22 protein-coding genes and 1 tRNA gene are annotated in these 18,485 nt (G+C 67.1%); 11 read left to right on the top strand and 12 right to left on the bottom strand.

All coding sequences use genetic code 11. The features are described 5' to 3' along the window. Positions 1–31: 31 nt before the first annotated feature. Complete coding sequence (locus MXB53_RS13040) at positions 32–874, top strand: polyprenyl synthetase family protein (RefSeq protein ID WP_248897978.1); 843 nt, start codon at positions 32–34, stop codon at positions 872–874. Here the strand turns inward: MXB53_RS13040 and MXB53_RS13045 are convergent. After that, positions 871–1,986: a DUF373 family protein gene (locus MXB53_RS13045; protein WP_248897979.1), complete on the bottom strand. Its 1,116-nt coding sequence runs from the start codon at positions 1,984–1,986 to the stop codon at positions 871–873. The genes MXB53_RS13040 and MXB53_RS13045 overlap by 4 nt on opposite strands. An 80-nt stretch (positions 1,987–2,066) precedes the next feature. Between MXB53_RS13045 and MXB53_RS13050 the strand changes: the two genes are divergently transcribed. Next, complete coding sequence (locus tag MXB53_RS13050) at positions 2,067–2,573, top strand: OsmC family protein (RefSeq protein WP_248897980.1); 507 nt, start codon at positions 2,067–2,069, stop codon at positions 2,571–2,573. Position 2,574: 1 nt separating this feature from the next. On the opposite strand, the gene MXB53_RS13055 is transcribed toward MXB53_RS13050, so the two are convergent. Beyond that, a tRNA-Ser gene (locus tag MXB53_RS13055) sits at positions 2,575–2,659 on the bottom strand. 88 nt (positions 2,660–2,747) lie between these two features. On the opposite strand from MXB53_RS13055, the gene MXB53_RS13060 reads away from it, so the two are divergent. The 3 genes from MXB53_RS13060 to MXB53_RS13070 all read left to right on the top strand — a co-directional run bounded on the left by MXB53_RS13060 (position 2,748) and on the right by MXB53_RS13070 (position 4,011). Beyond that, a complete protein-coding gene (locus tag MXB53_RS13060) occupies positions 2,748–3,191 on the top strand; it encodes a transporter (protein ID WP_248897981.1) in 444 nt (147 codons plus the stop codon). 109 nt (positions 3,192–3,300) lie between these two features. Further along, the gene (locus tag MXB53_RS13065; RefSeq protein ID WP_248897982.1) at positions 3,301–3,735 is read left to right on the top strand and encodes a ribbon-helix-helix domain-containing protein; all 435 of its coding nucleotides are present in this window, start codon (positions 3,301–3,303) and stop codon (positions 3,733–3,735) included. A gap of 9 nt (positions 3,736–3,744) precedes the next feature. Continuing rightward, entirely contained in the window at positions 3,745–4,011 is a 267-nt protein-coding gene (locus MXB53_RS13070) for a hypothetical protein (protein ID WP_248897983.1), read from the top strand. 7 nt (positions 4,012–4,018) lie between these two features. Here MXB53_RS13070 and MXB53_RS13075 read toward each other — a convergent pair whose 3' ends face one another. Continuing rightward, positions 4,019–4,309, bottom strand: a complete 291-nt coding sequence (locus tag MXB53_RS13075) for a hypothetical protein (RefSeq protein ID WP_248897984.1) — start codon at positions 4,307–4,309, stop codon at positions 4,019–4,021. Positions 4,310–4,405: 96 nt separating this feature from the next. On the opposite strand from MXB53_RS13075, the gene MXB53_RS13080 reads away from it, so the two are divergent. From MXB53_RS13080 to MXB53_RS13090, 3 genes are all read left to right on the top strand, one after another. Beyond that, positions 4,406–4,573, top strand: coding sequence for a hypothetical protein (locus MXB53_RS13080; RefSeq protein WP_248897985.1), 168 nt, complete (start codon positions 4,406–4,408; stop codon positions 4,571–4,573). A 151-nt stretch (positions 4,574–4,724) separates the two neighbouring features. Beyond that, entirely contained in the window at positions 4,725–5,909 is a 1,185-nt protein-coding gene (locus tag MXB53_RS13085) for an MFS transporter (RefSeq protein ID WP_248897986.1), read from the top strand. A 125-nt stretch (positions 5,910–6,034) separates the two neighbouring features. Next, positions 6,035–6,736: a TenA family protein gene (locus MXB53_RS13090; protein ID WP_248897987.1), complete on the top strand. Its 702-nt coding sequence runs from the start codon at positions 6,035–6,037 to the stop codon at positions 6,734–6,736. On the opposite strand, the gene MXB53_RS13095 is transcribed toward MXB53_RS13090, so the two are convergent. Continuing rightward, entirely contained in the window at positions 6,737–8,149 is a 1,413-nt protein-coding gene (locus MXB53_RS13095) for an MATE family efflux transporter (RefSeq protein ID WP_248897988.1), read from the bottom strand. 132 nt (positions 8,150–8,281) lie between these two features. After that, a complete protein-coding gene (gene ddh, locus MXB53_RS13100) occupies positions 8,282–9,220 on the bottom strand; it encodes a D-2-hydroxyacid dehydrogenase (RefSeq protein ID WP_248897989.1) in 939 nt (312 codons plus the stop codon). 108 nt (positions 9,221–9,328) lie between these two features. Here ddh and MXB53_RS13105 point away from each other — a divergent pair, with 108 nt between their 5' ends. The 3 genes from MXB53_RS13105 to MXB53_RS13115 all read left to right on the top strand — a co-directional run bounded on the left by MXB53_RS13105 (position 9,329) and on the right by MXB53_RS13115 (position 11,590). Further along, positions 9,329–10,945 (top strand): thiamine pyrophosphate-requiring protein, encoded by a 1,617-nt coding sequence (locus MXB53_RS13105; RefSeq protein ID WP_248897990.1) that lies wholly within the window; start codon positions 9,329–9,331, stop codon positions 10,943–10,945. A 115-nt stretch (positions 10,946–11,060) separates the two neighbouring features. Continuing rightward, positions 11,061–11,291, top strand: a complete 231-nt coding sequence (locus tag MXB53_RS13110; RefSeq protein WP_248897991.1) for a DUF2061 domain-containing protein — start codon at positions 11,061–11,063, stop codon at positions 11,289–11,291. Between the two features lie 41 nt (positions 11,292–11,332). Next, positions 11,333–11,590: a hypothetical protein gene (locus tag MXB53_RS13115; protein ID WP_248897992.1), complete on the top strand. Its 258-nt coding sequence runs from the start codon at positions 11,333–11,335 to the stop codon at positions 11,588–11,590. A 6-nt stretch (positions 11,591–11,596) separates the two neighbouring features. On the opposite strand, the gene MXB53_RS13120 is transcribed toward MXB53_RS13115, so the two are convergent. From MXB53_RS13120 to MXB53_RS13150, 7 genes are all read right to left on the bottom strand, one after another. Next, positions 11,597–13,561: an aconitate hydratase gene (locus MXB53_RS13120; RefSeq protein ID WP_248897993.1), complete on the bottom strand. Its 1,965-nt coding sequence runs from the start codon at positions 13,559–13,561 to the stop codon at positions 11,597–11,599. 158 nt (positions 13,562–13,719) lie between these two features. Continuing rightward, positions 13,720–14,250, bottom strand: coding sequence for an NUDIX hydrolase (locus MXB53_RS13125; protein ID WP_248897994.1), 531 nt, complete (start codon positions 14,248–14,250; stop codon positions 13,720–13,722). After that, complete coding sequence (locus MXB53_RS13130; protein WP_248897995.1) at positions 14,247–14,624, bottom strand: hypothetical protein; 378 nt, start codon at positions 14,622–14,624, stop codon at positions 14,247–14,249. Before MXB53_RS13130 ends, MXB53_RS13125 begins: the two co-directional genes overlap by 4 nt. Positions 14,625–14,745: 121 nt before the next feature. After that, positions 14,746–15,159: a DUF5809 family protein gene (locus tag MXB53_RS13135; protein WP_248897996.1), complete on the bottom strand. Its 414-nt coding sequence runs from the start codon at positions 15,157–15,159 to the stop codon at positions 14,746–14,748. 25 nt (positions 15,160–15,184) lie between these two features. Then, complete coding sequence (locus tag MXB53_RS13140) at positions 15,185–15,595, bottom strand: DUF5810 domain-containing protein (RefSeq protein ID WP_248897997.1); 411 nt, start codon at positions 15,593–15,595, stop codon at positions 15,185–15,187. 121 nt (positions 15,596–15,716) lie between these two features. Then, the gene (gene rimI / locus MXB53_RS13145; protein ID WP_248897998.1) at positions 15,717–16,208 is read right to left on the bottom strand and encodes a ribosomal protein S18-alanine N-acetyltransferase; all 492 of its coding nucleotides are present in this window, start codon (positions 16,206–16,208) and stop codon (positions 15,717–15,719) included. Between the two features lie 191 nt (positions 16,209–16,399). Further along, entirely contained in the window at positions 16,400–18,376 is a 1,977-nt protein-coding gene (locus tag MXB53_RS13150; protein WP_248897999.1) for an aconitate hydratase, read from the bottom strand. Positions 18,377–18,485 lie beyond the last annotated feature (109 nt).

Genomic DNA, 18,485 nt, shown 5'->3' on the forward strand with positions numbered 1-18,485 from the left:
TACTTGCCTCGCCCGTCCCTTCCACCGGCCGATGGAGTATCTGGACCGTCGGGTCGGCCTCGTGAACGACCGGCTGGAGTCGATCATCGAGGCGGTCGAACCGCCGGAGCTGCAGGCGGAACTCGAACACGTCGCGCTCGCGGGCGGCAAGCGGGTCAGGCCGGCGGTGACGGTGTTGACCTGCGAGGCCGTCGGCGGCGACCCGGCCGACGCCGTCGATTTCGCGGTCGGCGTCGAACTCGTTCACAACGCGTCGCTGGTGATCGACGACATCATCGACCGATCCGACGTGCGCCGCGGCACCCCGAGCGCGTGGGCGGCGTTCGGCTACGGCCCAGCCATCGTCGCCAGTGACGGTCTCCTCGGCGAGGCGTTCGCCCTCTTTTCCGGCAACGAGCGCGCGATGCGAATCGTCGCCGAAGCGATGGTCGAACTCGGCGAGGGTGAGGCGACGGAACTCGTCTCCCAGCCGACGTCGGAGGCGGAGTACATGGAACTCGCCCGCCGGAAGACGGGCGTGCTCTTCCGAGCGGCGGCGGAACTCGGCGCGGTCGCGGGCGGCGCCGACGCGTTCACCGTCGAATCGCTCGGCGACTACGCGGAACGGGTCGGCGTCGCCTTCCAGATCCGGGACGACGTGCTCGATGCGACGGCTGAGGCGGCGGATCTCGGCAAGCCGACGGGGCAGGACGCCGAGATGGACCGCCCGTCGGTGGTGCAGGTGACGGATCTCTCACCCGAGGCGGCGAACGAGCGCGCGCGACGCGAATCGGAGCGGGCGCTCTCCGCGCTGTCGGCCGCCGAAACCGGTGACGTCGACGCGATGGAGTATCTCGAAGACCTCGCGGAGTTCGTCGTCGTCCGCGAGCGCTAGGTCGGGTCGACGCCCGTCGGATACCGCGACTCCGCGACGGCGAAGGTGAGCGTGCTGAGGACGCCCAGCAGCGTCCCGGCGGTGAGCGCCACCGCGAGTTCAGTGAGGGTGAACGCCGTCACGGCCGGCACGGGCGGCAGGAGGAATCCCGAGACGGCGTGGAGCACGACCGCGATGGCGATGACGTAAAACGGGGCGTTCAGATACCGCCATTTGAACCGGTCGGCGAGATACTCGTCGGTCACCTGGCCCAGGCTACTGGTGATGCCCGCCGCCGCGAACCACCGGATCGCACCGTTGACGAGGGCAGCGATCATCGTCACCGCCGAGGGAGAGCCATCGACGCTCGCCTCGACGGTTTCGAGCGTACTGACGCCTTCCGCGCCGCCGACGATCAACAGCGCCGCCGCGACGACGTAGGTGATGATCGTCACGCGGCCGGCGTAGAGCAGGTTCCGAACGCGGTCGGCTACCTCGTCGACGGTCGACTCGAGGCCGAGCCCTCGGAAGAGGGTGTAGAGCCCGAGGAGCGCGGAGATGAGGCCGAGGACGGCCGCGCCGGGCACGTCGAAGAACGTCGCGATGGTGACGAAAGGGTAGATCAACAGGAGGATGCCGAGCGGGACGAGAATCGTCCCCCGCGTCTCCGGGTCGGCCAGCACCTGCTTCATGGTGTAGTACATGGATTCCAGGTTCTGGGCCTGCCGAACGACCACGCGACGGACGCTGTCGATGGGGACTCGCGACCGGATGACGGGCAAGACGGATTCGTCCTGTGCGCCGTCGGTGATGACGACGGCGCGCACGGGTTCGCCGGTCGAGAGGCCCGCGAGCACCGTATCGATTTCGTCGCCGACAGCGCGGGTGGCCCGCACCTCGCTCCCCTGGAGTCCGGTGACGGCGGCCACCTCCACCTCCTCGGAGTCGGATTCGCGGAGGTCGTCGAGGACGTGCAACCCCTGGAACATGACGTTCACGTCGGAGTCCTCGGGATCGGCCGTCGCGAGGGCGACGGCGGCGTCCCTCACGGCGTCGCGGCCGACGACCGGCGTCTCGAGACCGGTCTTACGGCCGAGGTCGTCGTCGAGGTCGACACAGAGCACCAGGAGCACGACAGGACGTAGGTCCGCTGACTATTTTTGCTTTCGGGAGCCCCCCGAACGCTTTTGCGGCCCACGACGTATGGGAGCGCATGACAGACAGTGACCTCCGCGAGACACAGGCGCCGCTGAAAGAGACGTACGAGGCCGATCCCGAGGCGGCACAGATCACCTTGACGGCGACGGGCGCCGAAGCCGCGGACGCGACGGCCTGTAGCGTCGAGGTCGGCGAAGCGATGTACGAAGCCGAACTCCACGAGGGGGCCGGCGGGTCGGGGACTGCGGCCTGTTCGGGCGACCTGCTGTTGGGGGCGCTGGCGGCGTGTGCACAACTGACCGCGCAGGCAGTCATCGAGAACTTCGGCGTCGACGCCGCGGTGTCGGTCGCCGTCGAGGGCGACCTGGACCTCCGGGGGACGATGGGCGTCGCAGACGTGCCCGTCGGCTTTCAGGACATCCGCCTCGACGTGACGCTTTCGGGGGATCTGGACCCCGAGACGGCGGCGTCGATCCGGGACGCGACCGAGCGCTACTGCGTGGTCTACCGGACGCTCGTCGAGTCGCCGGACGTAACTCCCGAGTGGACGTTCGAAGGATGAGCGCCGAGGATGAGATTTGAACTCATGTGTCCTGACGGACAGTTGCTCTCGAAGCAACCGCCTTGGCCGGGCTAGGCTACCTCGGCTCAGTTCGAACTGGGAGTGCGGGAGTTTAATCGGTTTCGGTTCCCCGCTGTCCCGCGGATTGAAGTCGGCGGAGACCCAGCGGGAAGCATGGCGACCATCGACACGGCAGTCAACGCGATCCATCTGCTGTTCGCGGGGTTGTGGGCCGGAAGCGTCATCTTCGTCGCATTCGGGGTGTTGCCGACCGCGCGAGACGGGGGGTTCGACGCCGGACCTCTCACCGACCTGATCGGCCGGTTCCGACTCGGCTCGCGGATCGCGTCGCTGGTGCTGTTTCTCACCGGTGGCCACCTCGCGGCGGCGCGATACACGTCCGAGACGCTCGTGGGGTCGAGCCGTGGCCATCTCGTCATCGGGATGGTGCTGCTGTGGCTCGCGCTGACCGGACTGGTCGAAGTCGGGTCGGGACGGCTCGCCGACGGCCTCAACAATCGGCAGGTGCGGGGGCCGGCGCGGAACGCGACGCCGTTTTTCCAGGCCGCGAGCGTCGCCGCCATCGGCCTGCTCGTTCTCGGCGGCATCCTGCTCTGAGCGGGATCGCGGGAGAGATTCGACCGGGCGCAGCTAATATACAGCCAGGTGAGGAACGGATATATCGTCTGACAAAAGTATAATATCCTTCACGTGGACTACCATCCGTATGGTCAAGAGTACGGTCCGTTTTCCCGAATCGGTCGTGAGGGAGATCGAATCGCTCGTCGATGACGGCCGATTCGAGAGCAAATCCGAGTTCTATCGCTTCTCTACGGACTACGTTCTGAATCAGGTCCTCGACGACTACGACCCGGAAACCATCGATTACGAGCAGATCAAAGCGGAGGTGATGCCGGACGGCGAGCGGCGGCTTGGTACCGACGAGGAGACGGAGCACCCGCCGTTTCCGGAGTCCGTCGCGCTGGTTCGGAAGTTCGCCCTCCGAGGCAAGTTCGCCGACGCCGAGGATTTCATCGACCACCAGTACACGGCGGGCGACCGACACGCCATCCTCCTCGAAGAGATCCTTCGCCTGTATCGGGCGGACGCGGACGCGCTGCCGGAACAGTCCCACCACCCACAGTCGGGGGACGCCGAGTAACGCGGCCGGATGCCCACCCCCATCGACGCCTCGCGGGAGCGGACCTGCGTCAGATGCAACACCCAGTTCACCGAGCGTGCGGGACGACTCACCCGAATCTGTGATCGGTGCCGGCGGCGCACACCGGACGCCCACGACGCCACCGCCGACGGGACCGTCGTGGGCCGCCGCCGCGAACGGACCTGCATCCGCTGTGACTCCGGCTTCACCGAGGGGTCGGGCGAGATTTCTCGCCTCTGTCCGGCCTGTGACTCCGATCACGTCCTGCTGGAGTGAGGAGACGTTAGCGGTAGGAGGTGCGCAGAATGTCAGCGACGGCGACGAGGGCAACGCCGACGGTAGCGGCGAGGCTGCCACCGACGGCGACGCCCGTCTTCACCAGCGTCCGGACGGCGGAACAGGAGAGTTCCAGACTCTCCGACCCCGACGCACCGACGACCATGGTCGCCTCGGGACCGCCACCGCAGGAGACGAGAAAGCCGACGGCCGCGCCGGTGATCAGATAGAGGAGGATCGGTACGAGTATCGTCACGCCGAGGAGGGCGCCGAGCCAGCCCAACACGTCTCGATACATGCGCCGACCAATCACGGCCGGATACAAAGGCGTCGCGGTCGGCACGGATGATCGGAACCGGATCCTTTTTATTTTAGGTCCCCCTAAACACTTGCAATGCCAACCGGAACGCGGTCACAAGCGGACGACGAAGGGGAGCCGTCGCCGCCCGAGACGCCGACGGTGTCGGTCTGCGAGAGCTGTCCCGGTCGAACGGTCTTCATCGAATCCGGTAACACGGACGGCTGGATCGCCAGCGATCTAACGGTCGAACCGACGCAGTAACCGCCGAGACGTTCTGCGTGCCGTCTCCCGCCCGTGACGGACGACACGAGTGGTCTCCGAGAGTGCGGATGTCTCGATCATCCGGAGTTCGATGACGGTGCCCCGAAAGACAGTAAGGAGTGGGAGCCTGCGCTCGTAACAGGATCGAGTCGTGTCCAGAACTCGTAGCCGCGTGGCGCTCGCGGCCGTCGTGTACGTCGTCTTGCTCGCGCAGGTACTCCTCTATCCCGGCATCGATACGCTCGTCGCCGCCCTCGGTGCCGGCACGGCACTCGACGGGAGCATGTGGTTTCTGACGGCCGAGTTCGCCGCGTTCGTCGCCTTCGCCATCCCCTGGGGGGCCGCGAGCGACGCCGCCGGGCGGCGGGTGCCCTTCGTCGCGGCGGGCGCCCTCCTCGGCGGCCTGGGCTACGCGTCGCTCGCCCTCCTGCCGACGTTCGGAGAGCCCTCGTTCGGGGTCGTCCTCGCGCTTCGCGTCCTGCAGGGCGGGGCGACGGTCGGGGCGTTCTCGCTCGCGATGACGATGCTCATGGACCTGGAGGGCTCACACGGGCGGAACATGGGCGCCGCCGGCATCGCCATCGGTCTCGGGACGGCGACGGGCGCGCCGCTCGGGGGCGTCCTCTACGAACTCGGGGCATTGGTTCCGTTGGCCGTGGCGAGCGGCCTCTTCGTCGCCGTCGCCGCCGTCGTCCCGTTCGTCGTCGGCGAGGGAATCGAGGTCCGGGAACGAACGCGGTCGCCGTTCGACGGCCTCCGTCGCACGCCGGAACTCGGCCTCCCGTACGTGTTCGGCTTCGTCGACCGCCTGACTGCCGGATTCTTCTCTCTCGTCGGCACGCTGTATTTCCGGACGATCTTCGGGTTGAGTCCGGCCGCGACCGGACTGACGCTGGCGCTGTTTTTCGCTCCCTTCGCCCTCCTGCAGTACCCCTTCGGCGTCGTCTCTGACCGGATCGGACGGACCCTCCCCATCGTGGCGGGGTCAACGCTGTACGGCGGTGCCGTGATCCTCGTCGGCGCCGTGCCGACGGTCCGGGCCGCACAGGCGTCGATGGTGCTCGTCGGCGTCCTCGGCGCGCTCATGGTCCCGGCGACGATGGCGCTCGTGACGGACCTCGCAGACCCGTCACAGCGGGGCGTCGCGATGGCGGGGTTCAACATCTTCGGCAGTCTGGGCTTTCTCGCCGGCATCCTCGTCGGCGGGTTCGCCGCCGATGCGTACGGCTATCCGACGGCGTTTCTCCTCGTCGGCTGCCTCGAACTGGCGGTGGTGGCGGCGACGATCCCCGCCTTCCTCCGACTCGACGTCGACACCCTCAGCGAAGGCGTATGATACCGGCGGCGGCACCTGTTCCAAGATAGTCACCACGCCGAGTGGCTGTATCGACGGACAGCTGGCAGTATGAGTCGGCGCCGTCACGGCGAACACATATGTTGATCGGCCGACGAACGGGCCGTATGCCCAACACCGAGACGCCGGCGACGTTCGACCAGTACGCCGACGGCCGCGACGAGGCGCGACTGACCGAGTGGCTTCGTGACCGGTCCGAACCGGACTGGCGCGAGGCAGTCGAGCACCGCTTCGTCCGCGAATTCGAGGCTGGAACGGTCGACGACGCCGTTTTCGAGCGGTATCTGCGCCAGGACTACGCCGTCGTCGAGACGCTCGTGGGGACGTTCGGCCACGCCGTCGGCGAGGCGCCGTCGATGGCCGCGAAGGCTCGACTCACCGACTTCTTGCGGACGCTCACCGACGAGGAGAACGACTACTTCGGGCGCTCGTTCGACGCTCTCGGTGTTTCGATGGACGAGGCACCGCGGACGACGCCCGCGACGCGCGCGCTGCTCGACCTGCTCGAACGCGCCGGGCGCGAGGGCGGGTACGCCGAGACGCTCGCCGTCCTGGTGCCCGCCGAGTGGGTGTACGAGACGTGGGCGACGGCCGTCGAACAGCCTCTGCCCGACCGGTTCTATCTCGCGGAGTGGGTGGATCTCCACGCCAACCCCGATTTCGTTTCCTTTGTCGACTGGCTTCGGGCCGAACTCGACCGGGAAGGGACGGTCGTCTCGCCGCGCCGACAGCGCCGCCTCGACGCCCTCTTCCGGCGGACGGTCGAACTGGAACGGGCCTTCTTCGACGCCGCGTACGACGAAGCCTGATCAGTCGGCGGCGACGTGTGCGCGGCCGATGGCCTGCCAGCGGTTCGACCGGACGCGGGCGACGTTCAACCCGGCGGGGACGAGCGTCTCGACGACGAGCGCAGCCATCAGGACGCCGGGACCGAGCGCGGTGACGAGGCCGAGGACCGCGACGGGGAGCGCACAGGCGTAGCGGCCGAACAGCGACGTGACGAAGGGGTAGCGGGTGTCGCCCGCGCCGCGGAGCGTTCCCGTCGCGGAGCCGTCGACGCCGAGGAAGACGACGCTCACGGCGGCCGCAGCGACGAAGGGCGTCGCCACCGAGACGACGGCCGGGTCGGCGACGAACAGCCCTGCGATCCAGGGCGCGAGGAGGAGCACGACCGCGGCCGCGACGACGTACACCGTCGCCGAGAGGCGGATGATGGCGCGGGCGTAGCCCTCGGCGGCGGTCACGTCGTCGGCGCCGAGCGATTGGCCGACGAGCGTGCTGGCGGCGATGGAGAAGCCCCAGGAGAAACTGTCGAGGAGCGTCCGCACGCGCCGAGCCACCTCGTAGGCGGCGACCACGGCTGGCCCGAAGGTGGCCGCGATGGCGACCAGCGGGAAGGCGACGAGCATCTCGGCGGTGCGGCGGGCCATCAGGGGTGCGGAGACGGCGAGCAGTCGGTGGGCAAGCGCCGGCACGTCGGCAAGCCGAGTCGTCGCCCGCGACACGGCGACGGGGCACGCGCCCCGGCCGGCGTACGACCGGCCGGCGAGGCCCCAGACGAAGACGAGAGCGACGACGCCCGTCGAGAGGGTGGTGCCGAGAGCGGCGCCCGCGACACCGAGACCGTAGCCGAAGATGAGCGTCGCCGAAAGGACGATGTTGAGGGCGGCGCCGCCGGCGCGAATCCACATCGGCGTCAGGGTGTCGCCGACGCCGGCGTAGGTGCGACTGGCGATCAGGTTGGGGTACTCGAACAGGAGCGCCGGCGCGACGAGGGCGAGATACGTCGCTGCGTGGCCGAGGGGTTCGGGCGTGGAGCCGAGGACGGCGACGAGGGTGGGTGCGAACGCGGCGTAGACGGCGACGATGGGCGCGGCGATGGCGAGGGCGACGACGAGGCTGACGGCGACGATCGCGCTCGCCCGGTCGTAGGCCTCGGCGCCGTAGGCCTGCGAGACGAGGGTGACCGTTCCGCCCGCGAGGCCGATACCGAGATACTTCCCGACCTGCCAGTAGGCGTTGGCAAAGGCGAGGCCGGCGACGGCCGCCGCGCCCACGTCCCACCCAACCATCGCCAGGTCGACCGTGCTCTTGGACATGATGGCGAGACCGGTAACGATCCGGGGCCACGCCAGGTCGAGGGTTTCGTGGAAGCGCAGTCGGTCGATGACGCCGGCGCGGTCGAGAGCACCGGCGAGGGCGTCTCGGAGGCGGCCAGCCATCGGCCGACGTAGCGGTCACCGGGTATAGTAGCTTGCGAAACCGAGTGAAGCGGACTGTCGGAACCGTGTATCGGCCGCCGTCGGTCAGTAGCTACGATGGGTAGAATCGGCTTACGTCACGCCGTCACGCCGTCACGCGACGCGGTTACGGAGTTCCTCGCCGCCCTGGTACTGGTGGAAAATCTCTTTCACCAGGTCGGCGATGTCGAGGTGGTAGCGGTTGGTCGCGGAGCCACGATGCGGGGAGATGATGACCTCCTCGAAGTCCCAGAGCGGGTTGTCCTCCGGGAGTGGTTCGGTCTCGAACACGTCGAGGCCGGCGCCCGCGATGTCGCCGGCGTCGAGGGCGTCGATGAGGGCGTCCTCGTCGGCGATGGGGCCGCGCGCGACGTTGATGAGGTAGGCGTCGTCGCGCATCAGGTCGAACTCCTCGGTGGAGAACATCCCCTCGGTCTCGGGGGTGTGGGGAACGGCGATGGCGACGAAGCGCGCGTCTTCGATGGCCTCGTGGAGGTCGTCGGGGTGGTAGAGTTCGGAGACGCCGTCGACGGGCTCGTCGGAGCGGCGAACGCCAACGACATCCATGCCGAGGGCGTCGGCGCGCTGGGCGATGCCCTGGCCGAGGGTGCCGAGGCCGACGACACAGAGGCGTTTGTTCTCCACGGTGAACGGGCGTTCGTACGGCGGTTCGTACCAGTCGTTCTCGTTCTGGTGGTCGCGGTAGATGTGGAGCATCCGCGCGAGCGACACCATGTAGCCGACGGCGATTTCGCCGACGGTGGTGTCGTGGATCCCCGTGCTGTTGGTGAGGGGGACGCCCGCCGCCTCGTAGGCGTCGGTGTCGAACTCGTCGTAGCCGGCGCGGATGCAGTGAACCCACCCGGCGTCGAGGAAGGCGTCACGGGGGCGGAACGAGGCAACGGCGTCCGTCTCGTCGAACTCCTCGTCGTCGCCCACGATCTCGACCGGCACGTCGAGTTCGGCGAAGGCGTCGGCGAACTCGTCTTTCGGGATCTTGTTGGCGACCGACTCGTGGACGCAGAGTCGTTCGAGCGTTGGTCTCTCGGGCATGTCTCGGCAAACCCGTCTCTGGTTATTCAACTTTTCGACAGATGACGAGCGATCATTAGGTGTCTGTCCTTACCTTTACAACCCCGGGGGGGCATGTACGTCGATAGGATGAACGTAACAGACGCCATCGCGGAAATCCTGGCCGAAGAAGGTGTAGAACACCTGATAGGATTCCCGAGCAATCCGCTGTTTGACGAAAACGCAGCCGAAGATGCAGGCATTCGATCTATCGTCGTCCGGCAGGAGCGCACCGGCGCCCACATGCTCGACGGCATCGCCCGTATCACCTCCGGCGATCAGGTCGAGGCCTTCGCCTGTCAGCACGGTCCCGGCACCGAGAACTCCGTGGGCGGCATCGCCCAGGCCTACGCCGAGTCGGCGCCCATCGTCGCGCTTCCGGCGGGCTACTCCCGAGCGAAGACGAACACCGACCCCAAGTTCAGTTCGCTCATCAACTACCAGCACGTCACGAAGACGACCGAACAACTGACCGACCCCGACGCTGTCGAGGAGACGATCCGGCGGGCGTTCCAGTCCGCCCGCAACGGTCGTCAGCGCCCCGGACTCGTCGAGATTCCGAAGGACGTGTTCCAGCAGGAAGTCGGCGATATCGACTACGAAACCACGTCGTCGACGCGGACGGCACCGGATCCCGAAGCCGTCGAAGCGGCCGCCGACGCACTGCTCGACGCCGACTTGCCCGTCATCAACGCCGGCCAGGGCGTCCACTACGCGAAGGCGTGGGAGCCGCTGAAGGAACTCGCCGAACTGCTGGAAGCGCCGGTGGCCACCACGCTCAACGGCAAGAGCGCGTTCCCCGAGGACCACCCACTCTCGCTCGGGGCCGGGTCGAAGAGCGAACCCCGACAGCTCAACCACTTCATCCACGAGGCGGACGTGCTGTTCGGCATCGGCTGTAGCTTCACCAAGACGGCGTACGGCATCACGCCGCCGACGGAGGACAACACCCTCATCCACTCGACGAACGACCCCGGCGACGTCGACAAGGATTACAAGTCCGACCTCGCCGTCATCGGCGACGCCAAACTCACGCTCGAGGCCCTCATCGACGAAATCGAGGGGCGCATCGACGACCGCGACTTCGGCCGGTACGACGACGTGACCACCGAAATCGCGGCGATCGAAGCGGAGTGGCTCGACGACTGGGACGACGTGCTCACGTCGGACGAGACGCCCATCAACCCCTATCGGGTCGTCCACGAACTCGATCAGACCCTCGACAAGGACGAAGTCGTCGCCACGGCCGACGCCGGCAACGCGCGTGACTTCATGGCCCCCTTCTTCAACGTGACCGAGCCGCTCTCCTATCTGGGCTGGGGCAAGACGACGCAGCTCGGCTACGGTCTCGGTCTCATGATGGGCGCGAAACTCTCCAAGCCCGAGAAGACCTGCGTCCACGTCATGGGCGACGGCGCCATCGGCATGGTCGGCATGGACTTCGAGACGGCCGTCCGCGAGGACATCCCCGTCCTCGAAATCGTGCTGAACAACTTCGAGATGGCGAGCTACGACACGCCGTTCTCGGGTCACTACGCCGACTTCGCCGAGTCGATGGGCGGCTACGGCGAACGCGTCGAGGACCCCGAGGAAGTCGGGCCTGCCATCGAACGCGCCGTCGAGAAGACCAAGGAAGGAACGCCGGTGCTGCTGGAGTTCATCACCGCCAAGTACACCGAGCTGTCCCGCCCCGACCTCGAAGAGTAACGATCCGTCGGGCCGCCGCTGTTTCGGGTACGGAATAACCTATTTGGGTTACAAACACTGTCTGTCGATACTGTTTGCAGTTACATTTACGTGACTGGCGGTCGTCTCGCCGACCATGTGTCCGAGCGTCGGCCGGCCACGCCAGGCGCGCTCCCGCGCCCTCGTGAAGACGCTCTGTTACCGCGTGCTGATGGTGGTCGTCACCGTCGTCGTGGCGTGGTTCGTCGTCGGCGACGTGGGCGAGGCCGCGAGCATCGGCCTCGTCGCCAACGTCGCCAAGACGGGCACGTACTACGCCTACGAACGGCTCTGGGACCGGATCGGATGGGGCCTTCCGGGGGCGTAGCGTGGGAAACGCTAACAGGCATCGAGCGCGTATGACGACCGATGGCCTTCGAACTGGGCTTTCTCGTCGGATCGCTCGCGCTCCTCGGCCTCGTCATCTACGCCACCCGGATCCGTGGGCCGTCGCTCCCACACGAGCAGGTGGCGGAGGGCGCAACAGGCAGAGGCGCCGAGAGCGACCCCGTCGAACACGCGGTCGAAACGGACGACCGGTGTGAACTCTGCGGCGAAAACCCCGCCACCCGGTCGGTCAACGACCTCGACGTCTGTGCCGACTGCGACGACGACCTGCTGGCGTAGGCCGGGTCAGGCCTCTTCGGTCGCCTGGGCGAACTGCTCGCGCGTGTGCGGGAGTTTCCCGCCGCTGGTGAGCAGTTCCCGCTGGCGCTCGTTGGCCTCGAGACGAACCGTCGCCTCCCAGTCGTCGTTGACGCGGATGGTGAGCGTTTCTTTGCCATCCGCGACGGCCGCAGCCGCGTCCTCGACGAGTTCGACATCGTCGCCCTGGTCGATACGGTCGGAGGTCTCCTCGTCGATGACCAGGGGCAGGAGCCCGAAGTTGATGAGGTTGGACTTGTGGATGCGGGCGAACGACTGCGCGAGAACGCCGTGGATACCGAGATACATCGGGCAGAGCGCGGCGTGTTCACGCGAGGAGCCCTGGCCGTAGTTCTCGCCGGCGACGAGGAAGCCGCCGTCCGACTCCATCGCCCGCTGGGCGAACGTCTCGTCGACACGTTTCAGCGTAAACTCCGAGAGTTTGGGGACGTTCGAGCGGTAGACCGACACCTCCTGAGTCGCCGGGATGATGTGGTCGGTCGTGATGTTGTCGGGCATCTTCAGCAGCGCGGGGCCGTCGAGATCGGCGCCCATCGGCTCTTTGAGCGGCACCTCGTCGATGTTCGGCCCCTTGACGAGTTCGTCGTCGACGGCCTCGTCGGGCATGATGAGGTCGGACTCGCTGGCGCCGATGTATCGCTCGGGCATCTCGAAACCGGGCGCTTCGAGGTCTGCGAGGTCGTCGGGCAGATCCCGCGGGTCGACGATTTCGCCCGCGAGCGCGGTGGCGGCGGCGACTTCCGGCGAGCAGAGATAGACCGCGTCCTCCTCCATCCCGGAGCGCCCCTCGAAGTTGCGGTTGAACGTGCGGACGCTCACGGAGTCGCTGGCGGGGACGTGGCCAGCGCCGATACAGGCGCCACACGTCGCCTCGGAGACGTTGACGCCCGCGGCCATCAGCTCGGCCGTGTAACCGTCGCGGGCCAGCATCTCGGAGGCCTGCTTCGACGCCGGGGCGATGATGGTCTCGGTGTGTTTGGCCACCTCGCGCCCGTCGAGCATCTTGGCGACCGGGAGGATGTCCTCGTAGGCGCCGTTGGTACAGGAGCCGACGAGCACCTGGTCGACGCTCGTGCCCGCGACCTCGCGGACCGGGACGACGTTGTCGGGCATCGACGGGCACGCGATGAGCGGTTCGATTTCGGAGAGGTCGATGACGATTTCGTCGTCGTATTCGGCGTCGTCGTCCGGCTGCAGTTCGACGTAATCCCCCGGGCGGCCAAGGCGCTCGAAGAACTCCTTCGTGCGCTCGTCGGTGGGGAAGATGGAGGTGGTCGCGCCGAGTTCCGTCCCCATGTTCGCGATAGTGGTGCGTTCGGGGGCGGAGAGGCTCTCGACGCCCGGCCCGGTGTATTCGAACACCTTGCCGACGCCCGCCTTGACCGAGAACCGCCGCAGCATCTCGAGGATGACGTCTTTCGCGGTCGTCCACTCCGAAAGTTCGCCCTCCAGTCGCACGTTGACGACTTCGGGCACGTCGAGATAGAACGGCGCGCCGCCCATCGCGGTGGCGACGTCGAGGCCGCCGGTACCGATGCCAAGACAGCCCAGACCGCCCGCCGTCGGCGTGTGTGAGTCCGCACCGAGGAGCGTCTTGCCCGGCGCGGTGAAGTTCTCCTTGTGGACCTGGTGGAGAATGCCGGTCCCCGGCCGAGCGAAGTACGCCCCGTATTTGCCCGCCGCCGACCGCAGAAAGCGGTGGTCGTCCGACACCTTATAATCCGGCTGGTAGGTCTGGTGGTCGCAGTGCTGGCCGGCGACCTCGACCTGTACCTCGTCGAGGCCGAGCGCCTCGAACTGTAGCCACGCCATCGTCCCCGTCAGGTCGTGGGCGATGACCTGATCGACATCGATGCCGACCTCCGCGCCCGTTTCGATTTCACCGTCGACGAGATGGTCCGCGATGATCTTCTCCGTGAGTGTCTGTCCCATAGTGGAAATCCTCTGTCGTGGCTTGCGTACTGCGTTATATAACCGTTTCCCACCGGCGGAGTCGACGGACGGCGCGCCCTCATGATTATTGTAGTCAGTACCGGTGGTTCGCCAAGAGAGGTCGGCGAACCACCGGTACTCAGTTACAATAATCCGTATCAGAGGACGCCCGCTTCACGCGCGAGCAACAGTCCCTCGATGGTGGCATCGTTGGCGGGCGCGCGCCGCGCCACGTCGAGAGCGTCCGCGACGGAGACGGGCCTGGGCGTGAGGAACTCGTTGCCGTCGAGGTCGCGGTCGGTGGGCGTCAATCCCTCCGCGAAGACGATGCCGCGCCGGTGTCGCAACACACCGGTGCACGCCCAGAACTCCTGGAGGAGCGCGGTCGAGTCGGGAGCGAAGCCAGTCTCCTCCCGGAGCTCGCGCGCCGCTGCGGCGGTGAACGACTCGCCGTCCTCGGCGATGCCCGCCGGAAGTTCGAGATGCGTCTCGCGGATCGTCGGCCGGAACTGCTCGACGAAGAGCACCTGATCGTCGACGGCGGCGACGACGACTACGGCGGGCGAGAGTTCCGCCCAGTAGTAGCGCTTGGTCGAGCCGTCCGGCTGTTCGACCAAGTCGTAGCCGCCGGTGTACCACCCCGTCTCGTACTCCGTGACCGATTCGAGGACGGTCCAGTCGTCGGTCACGCGCGTCTCACCGCCACCAGATACCGGCTGTCATCGGACGCGACGACGATACCGCCATCGTGGCGCGCCTCGGGATTGCGCGCGACGAGGCCGTCGCGTTCGTCGAACGGCGAGTGGGTGAACGCCTCCTTCAGGCCGACCGAGCCAGTGCGGTAGGGGTCGGACCGTCCCGTCTCGATGGCGGCGGTGAGATAGGGGTAGCGTCGCTCCGAAAGCTCCGTCGCGTTCACCGCCGGCCCCTCGGCGTCGGTGGGCGTCGCCGTCAGATAGTAGGGGTCGCCGGATCCCAGGAGCGAGGGGAGGGCGCCGAGCGCGAGCAAGCACAGACAGACGGCAGCGAACGCCAGGAGGGCACGGCGCGTGATCCGTCGCACAGCGGGGGTTGGTGAGGGGTGAATAAACCGGTTTCGCCGCTTATACTGCCGGCTGTAAGTCAATCAAGATATCCGTCACCCCGAGATGGCGGATATCCTGAAACAGTTACAGCCGACAGTATCAGAGCCGGTCGCTGTAGAGGTGGCCGAACGCCTGGCGTCGAAGGGTCGCGATCGCCGCGTCGCGCTCCGCCTGGAACGTGGCGGCGACGGCGGCGTCAGCGAAGGGCGCGACGTGCCAGACGACGCGGTCGACATCCGGACTGCCGAAGGTCGTCACCTCGACATCGGCCGCCGATCGCCAGGCGTCGAACTCGTCGCGGTCGGCGACGTGGACGACGAGCAACGAGGCAAAGAGCGCCTCGCGTGCCGTCTCCACGACATCGCTCGTCACCCGGTCGTGGTACTCCTCGCGATCGAACTCCATCGCGGTCGCTACCTCGCGAACGACCGTCTGGGCCGCCGGCCCGACCGATTCGTAGGCTTCGCGGGCGGCGTCGAGCGTCTCGGGATCGAATACGCCCTCGGTTTCCATACACGCCTCTCGTGCCGACAGCGATTTACTCCTTTTCGTTGCCGTCGGCGTCCGCGTCGCCCTCGCTCAACATCGCCTCGGTCATCTCGCGGGCCTCCGCTAGGGCGCGACGGGCGTCGGCGTCGAGTTCTCCGGTGTCGAGGGGGGCGTCGGCGCGAGTGGGAGCGGGGTCGTGACCGTGGCCGTGGCCCTGCTCGTGACTTTCCCGCTCTCGCGGCACCGTATCGTCGAACACCTCGTCGTAGGTCGTCTCAGTCGCGTGTTCGGCGACGACCGGTGCCAGCTCGTCGGCGCCGTCCTCGTCCCACCCCGGGGCATGCTCCGCTAACCACTCCTCGTGGGCGTCGCCGTGGAGCATCGCGGTGAAGGCGAGGTGGTTCGCGAGATGCTCGGCGTCGCGTTGCGGCGTCTCGCAGACGGGGCAGGCGTATCCCATGTGTCCGTGTAGACCCCCGTGTCTGATACGGTTTATTGTAAGTCAGTGCCGGTGGTTCGCCAAGAGAGGTCGGCGAACCGCCGGGACACAGTGACAACGATCCGTCTGAAACGTTTCGCGGCTACGAACCGTCGTTCTCGCGCCACGCGTGGACATCCAGCACCATCACCAGAGCGTCCTCGCCGTCGCGGTAGTACTGGGAGACACGCCGGGCCGTCTCGAATCCAATATCGCGGTATAGCGCCTGAGCGGCGTCGTTTCCCTCGCGCACCTCCAGTTTCACGAGTTGGGCGCCGTCGACGGCGAGCGTGACGAGCGACCGCACGAGCAGCGCGCGGCCGATACCGTGGCGGCGTGCCGGCGGCGCGACGGCCAGATCCTTGATGTGACCGATGTCGCGCCCGAAGTTGGGCGTCACGTCGCCGACGACGTAGCCGACGACGCCGCCGTCGCGAGCGGCGACCAGAAAACCGGGGTCGTCGAGAAAGCGCTCGAAGGCGGTGTACGGCCAGGGCTGCCCGAACGAGTCGCGTTCGATGCGCACGACCGACGAGAGATCCGACTGTCGAGCCTCGCGGATGGTGACGTTGGCAGGGGGCGTCGGACCGTCCACACGGTGACTACGGCGGAAAGACGCAAAAGCCCTCGGACAACGGCCGACACGGAGGTGTCGGCGGTCGTACGGACGGTTGGTTCCGGCGAACGGCGGCCGCCGGGACACCGGGCCGTCTCATAGCGGAAGTCACGAGAGATTCGTGCCGGACCGTCCCGGCGCGAATCTCCCAACAGTGACGAGAAGCCCGATCAGTCGTCTGCGGGGGTCGCGCCGCCGGACTCCTCTTCGTACTGCTGTTTCGTGAGCGTGAGTTTCCCGCCCGCGGCGAGGATTTCGCGCTCGCGCTCGGAGGCGTCGAAGGCGGCCGTCGCCTCCCAGTCGCCGTTGACGCGGATGGTGAACTCCTCGGCGCCGGCCGCGACGGCCTCGGCGACATCGTCGACGACTTCGATGTCGTCGCCTTCCTCGATGCGGTCGTAGGTCTCCTCGTCGATGACCAGCGGCAGGAGACCGAAGTTGTAGAGGTTCGCCTTGTGGATGCGGGCGAAGGACTGCGCGAGAACGGCCTCGACGCCGAGATACATCGGGCACATCGCGGCGTGTTCACGCGAGGAGCCCTGACCGTAGTTCTCGCCGGCCACGAGGACGCTGCGCTCCGTCTCCTTGGCGCGGTCGGCGAAGGACTCGTCGACGCGGGAGAGGGTGAACTCGGACAGTTTGTCGATGTTCGACCGGTATTTCAGGATGTCCGAGGTGGCCGGGATGATGTGGTCGGTCGTGATGTTGTCGCCCATCTTCAGGAGCGTCTCGCCGCCGACATCGGCGCCGAGGGGATCCTTGAGAGGGACATCACCGATGTTCGGGCCCTTGATGAGTTCGTCGTCGACTGCGTTCTCGGGTTCGATGATGTCGGCCTTGGAGCCGTCGTAGCGGTCGGGGAGTTCGACACCCGGCGGTTCCAGGTCGCCGAGTTCCGCGGCCAGGTCACGCGGGTCGACGATCTCGCCCGCGAGCGCTGCGGCGGCGGCTACCTGCGGCGAGCAGAGGTAGACGGAGTCGTTCTCGATGCCGGAGCGACCCTCGAAGTTGCGGTTGAAGGTTCGCAGCGAGACGGAGTCGGAGGCGGGGACGTGGCCGATGCCGATGCAGGGGCCACACGTCGACTCGGAGACGTTGACGCCGGCGGCCATCATCTCGGCGGTCCAGCCCTCGCGAGCGAGGAGTTCGCCGGCCTGTTTCGAGCCGGGCGCGACGATCATTTCGAGATCCTTCTTGATCTCGCGTCCCTCGACCATCTTCGCGGCGGGGAGAATGTCCTCGTAGCCGCCGTTGGTACAGGAACCGATGATGACCTGTTCGACGTTTTCGCCGGCGACTTCGCGAACGGGCACGACGTTGTCCGGCATCGACGGCGCGGAGATGAGCGGTTCGAGGTCGGAGAGGTCGACGACGATTTCGTCGGCGTACTCGGCGTCCTCGTCCGGCGACAGGTCGACGAACTCGTCGCCGCGGCCCTGCCGGTCGAGATACTCCTTCGTGCGCTCGTCGGTTGGGAAGATGGAGGTGGTCGCACCGAGCTCCGTCCCCATGTTCGTGATGGTGGTGCGTTCGGGAACGGAGAGGCTCTCGACGCCCGGCCCCGTGTACTCGAACACCTTGCCGACGCCACCCTTCACGGAGAGGCGGCGGAGCATCTCGAGGATGACGTCCTTCGCGGAGGCCCAGTCGGGGAGTTCGCCCTCCAGACGGACGTTGACGACTTCCGGCATCTCGACGAAGTAAGGGCCGCCGCCCATCGCGACGGCGACGTCGAGGCCACCCGCCCCGATGGCGAGTTCGCCAAGGCCACCCGGCGTCGGCGTGTGGGAGTCCGAGCCGAGCATCGTCTTGCCCGGCGCGGCGAAGTTCTCCTTGTGGACGTTGTGGCAGATGCCGTTGCCGGGGCGGGAGAAGTACGCGCCGTAGGTGCCCGCGGCCGAGCGGAGGAACCGGTGGTCGTCGGTGTTCTTGAAGTCGAACTGGTAGGTCTGGTGGTCACAGTACTGGGCGGCGAGTTCGGTCTGGACCTCGTCGAGTTCGAGCGCCTCGAACTGCAGCCACACCATCGTCCCCGTCGTGTCCTGTGTCAGCACCTGGTCGATCTCGATCCCGATCTCCTCGCCGGGATCGAGTTCGCCCTCGACGAGGTGGTCGTCGAGGATCTTTTCCGTGAGCGTCTGTCCCATAACGTCCGGTCATCGCTCGCCGACGGACATAAATCCCGTGCCTTTGGCGATGCGCTGGTGAATCAGTATCGGCGTCTGTCGGCGTCTTGGGCCGTCTCCTCGGCATTCA

This window comes from Haloplanus sp. XH21, assembly GCF_023276355.1.
GTDB lineage: Archaea > Halobacteriota > Halobacteria > Halobacteriales > Haloferacaceae > Haloplanus > Haloplanus halobius.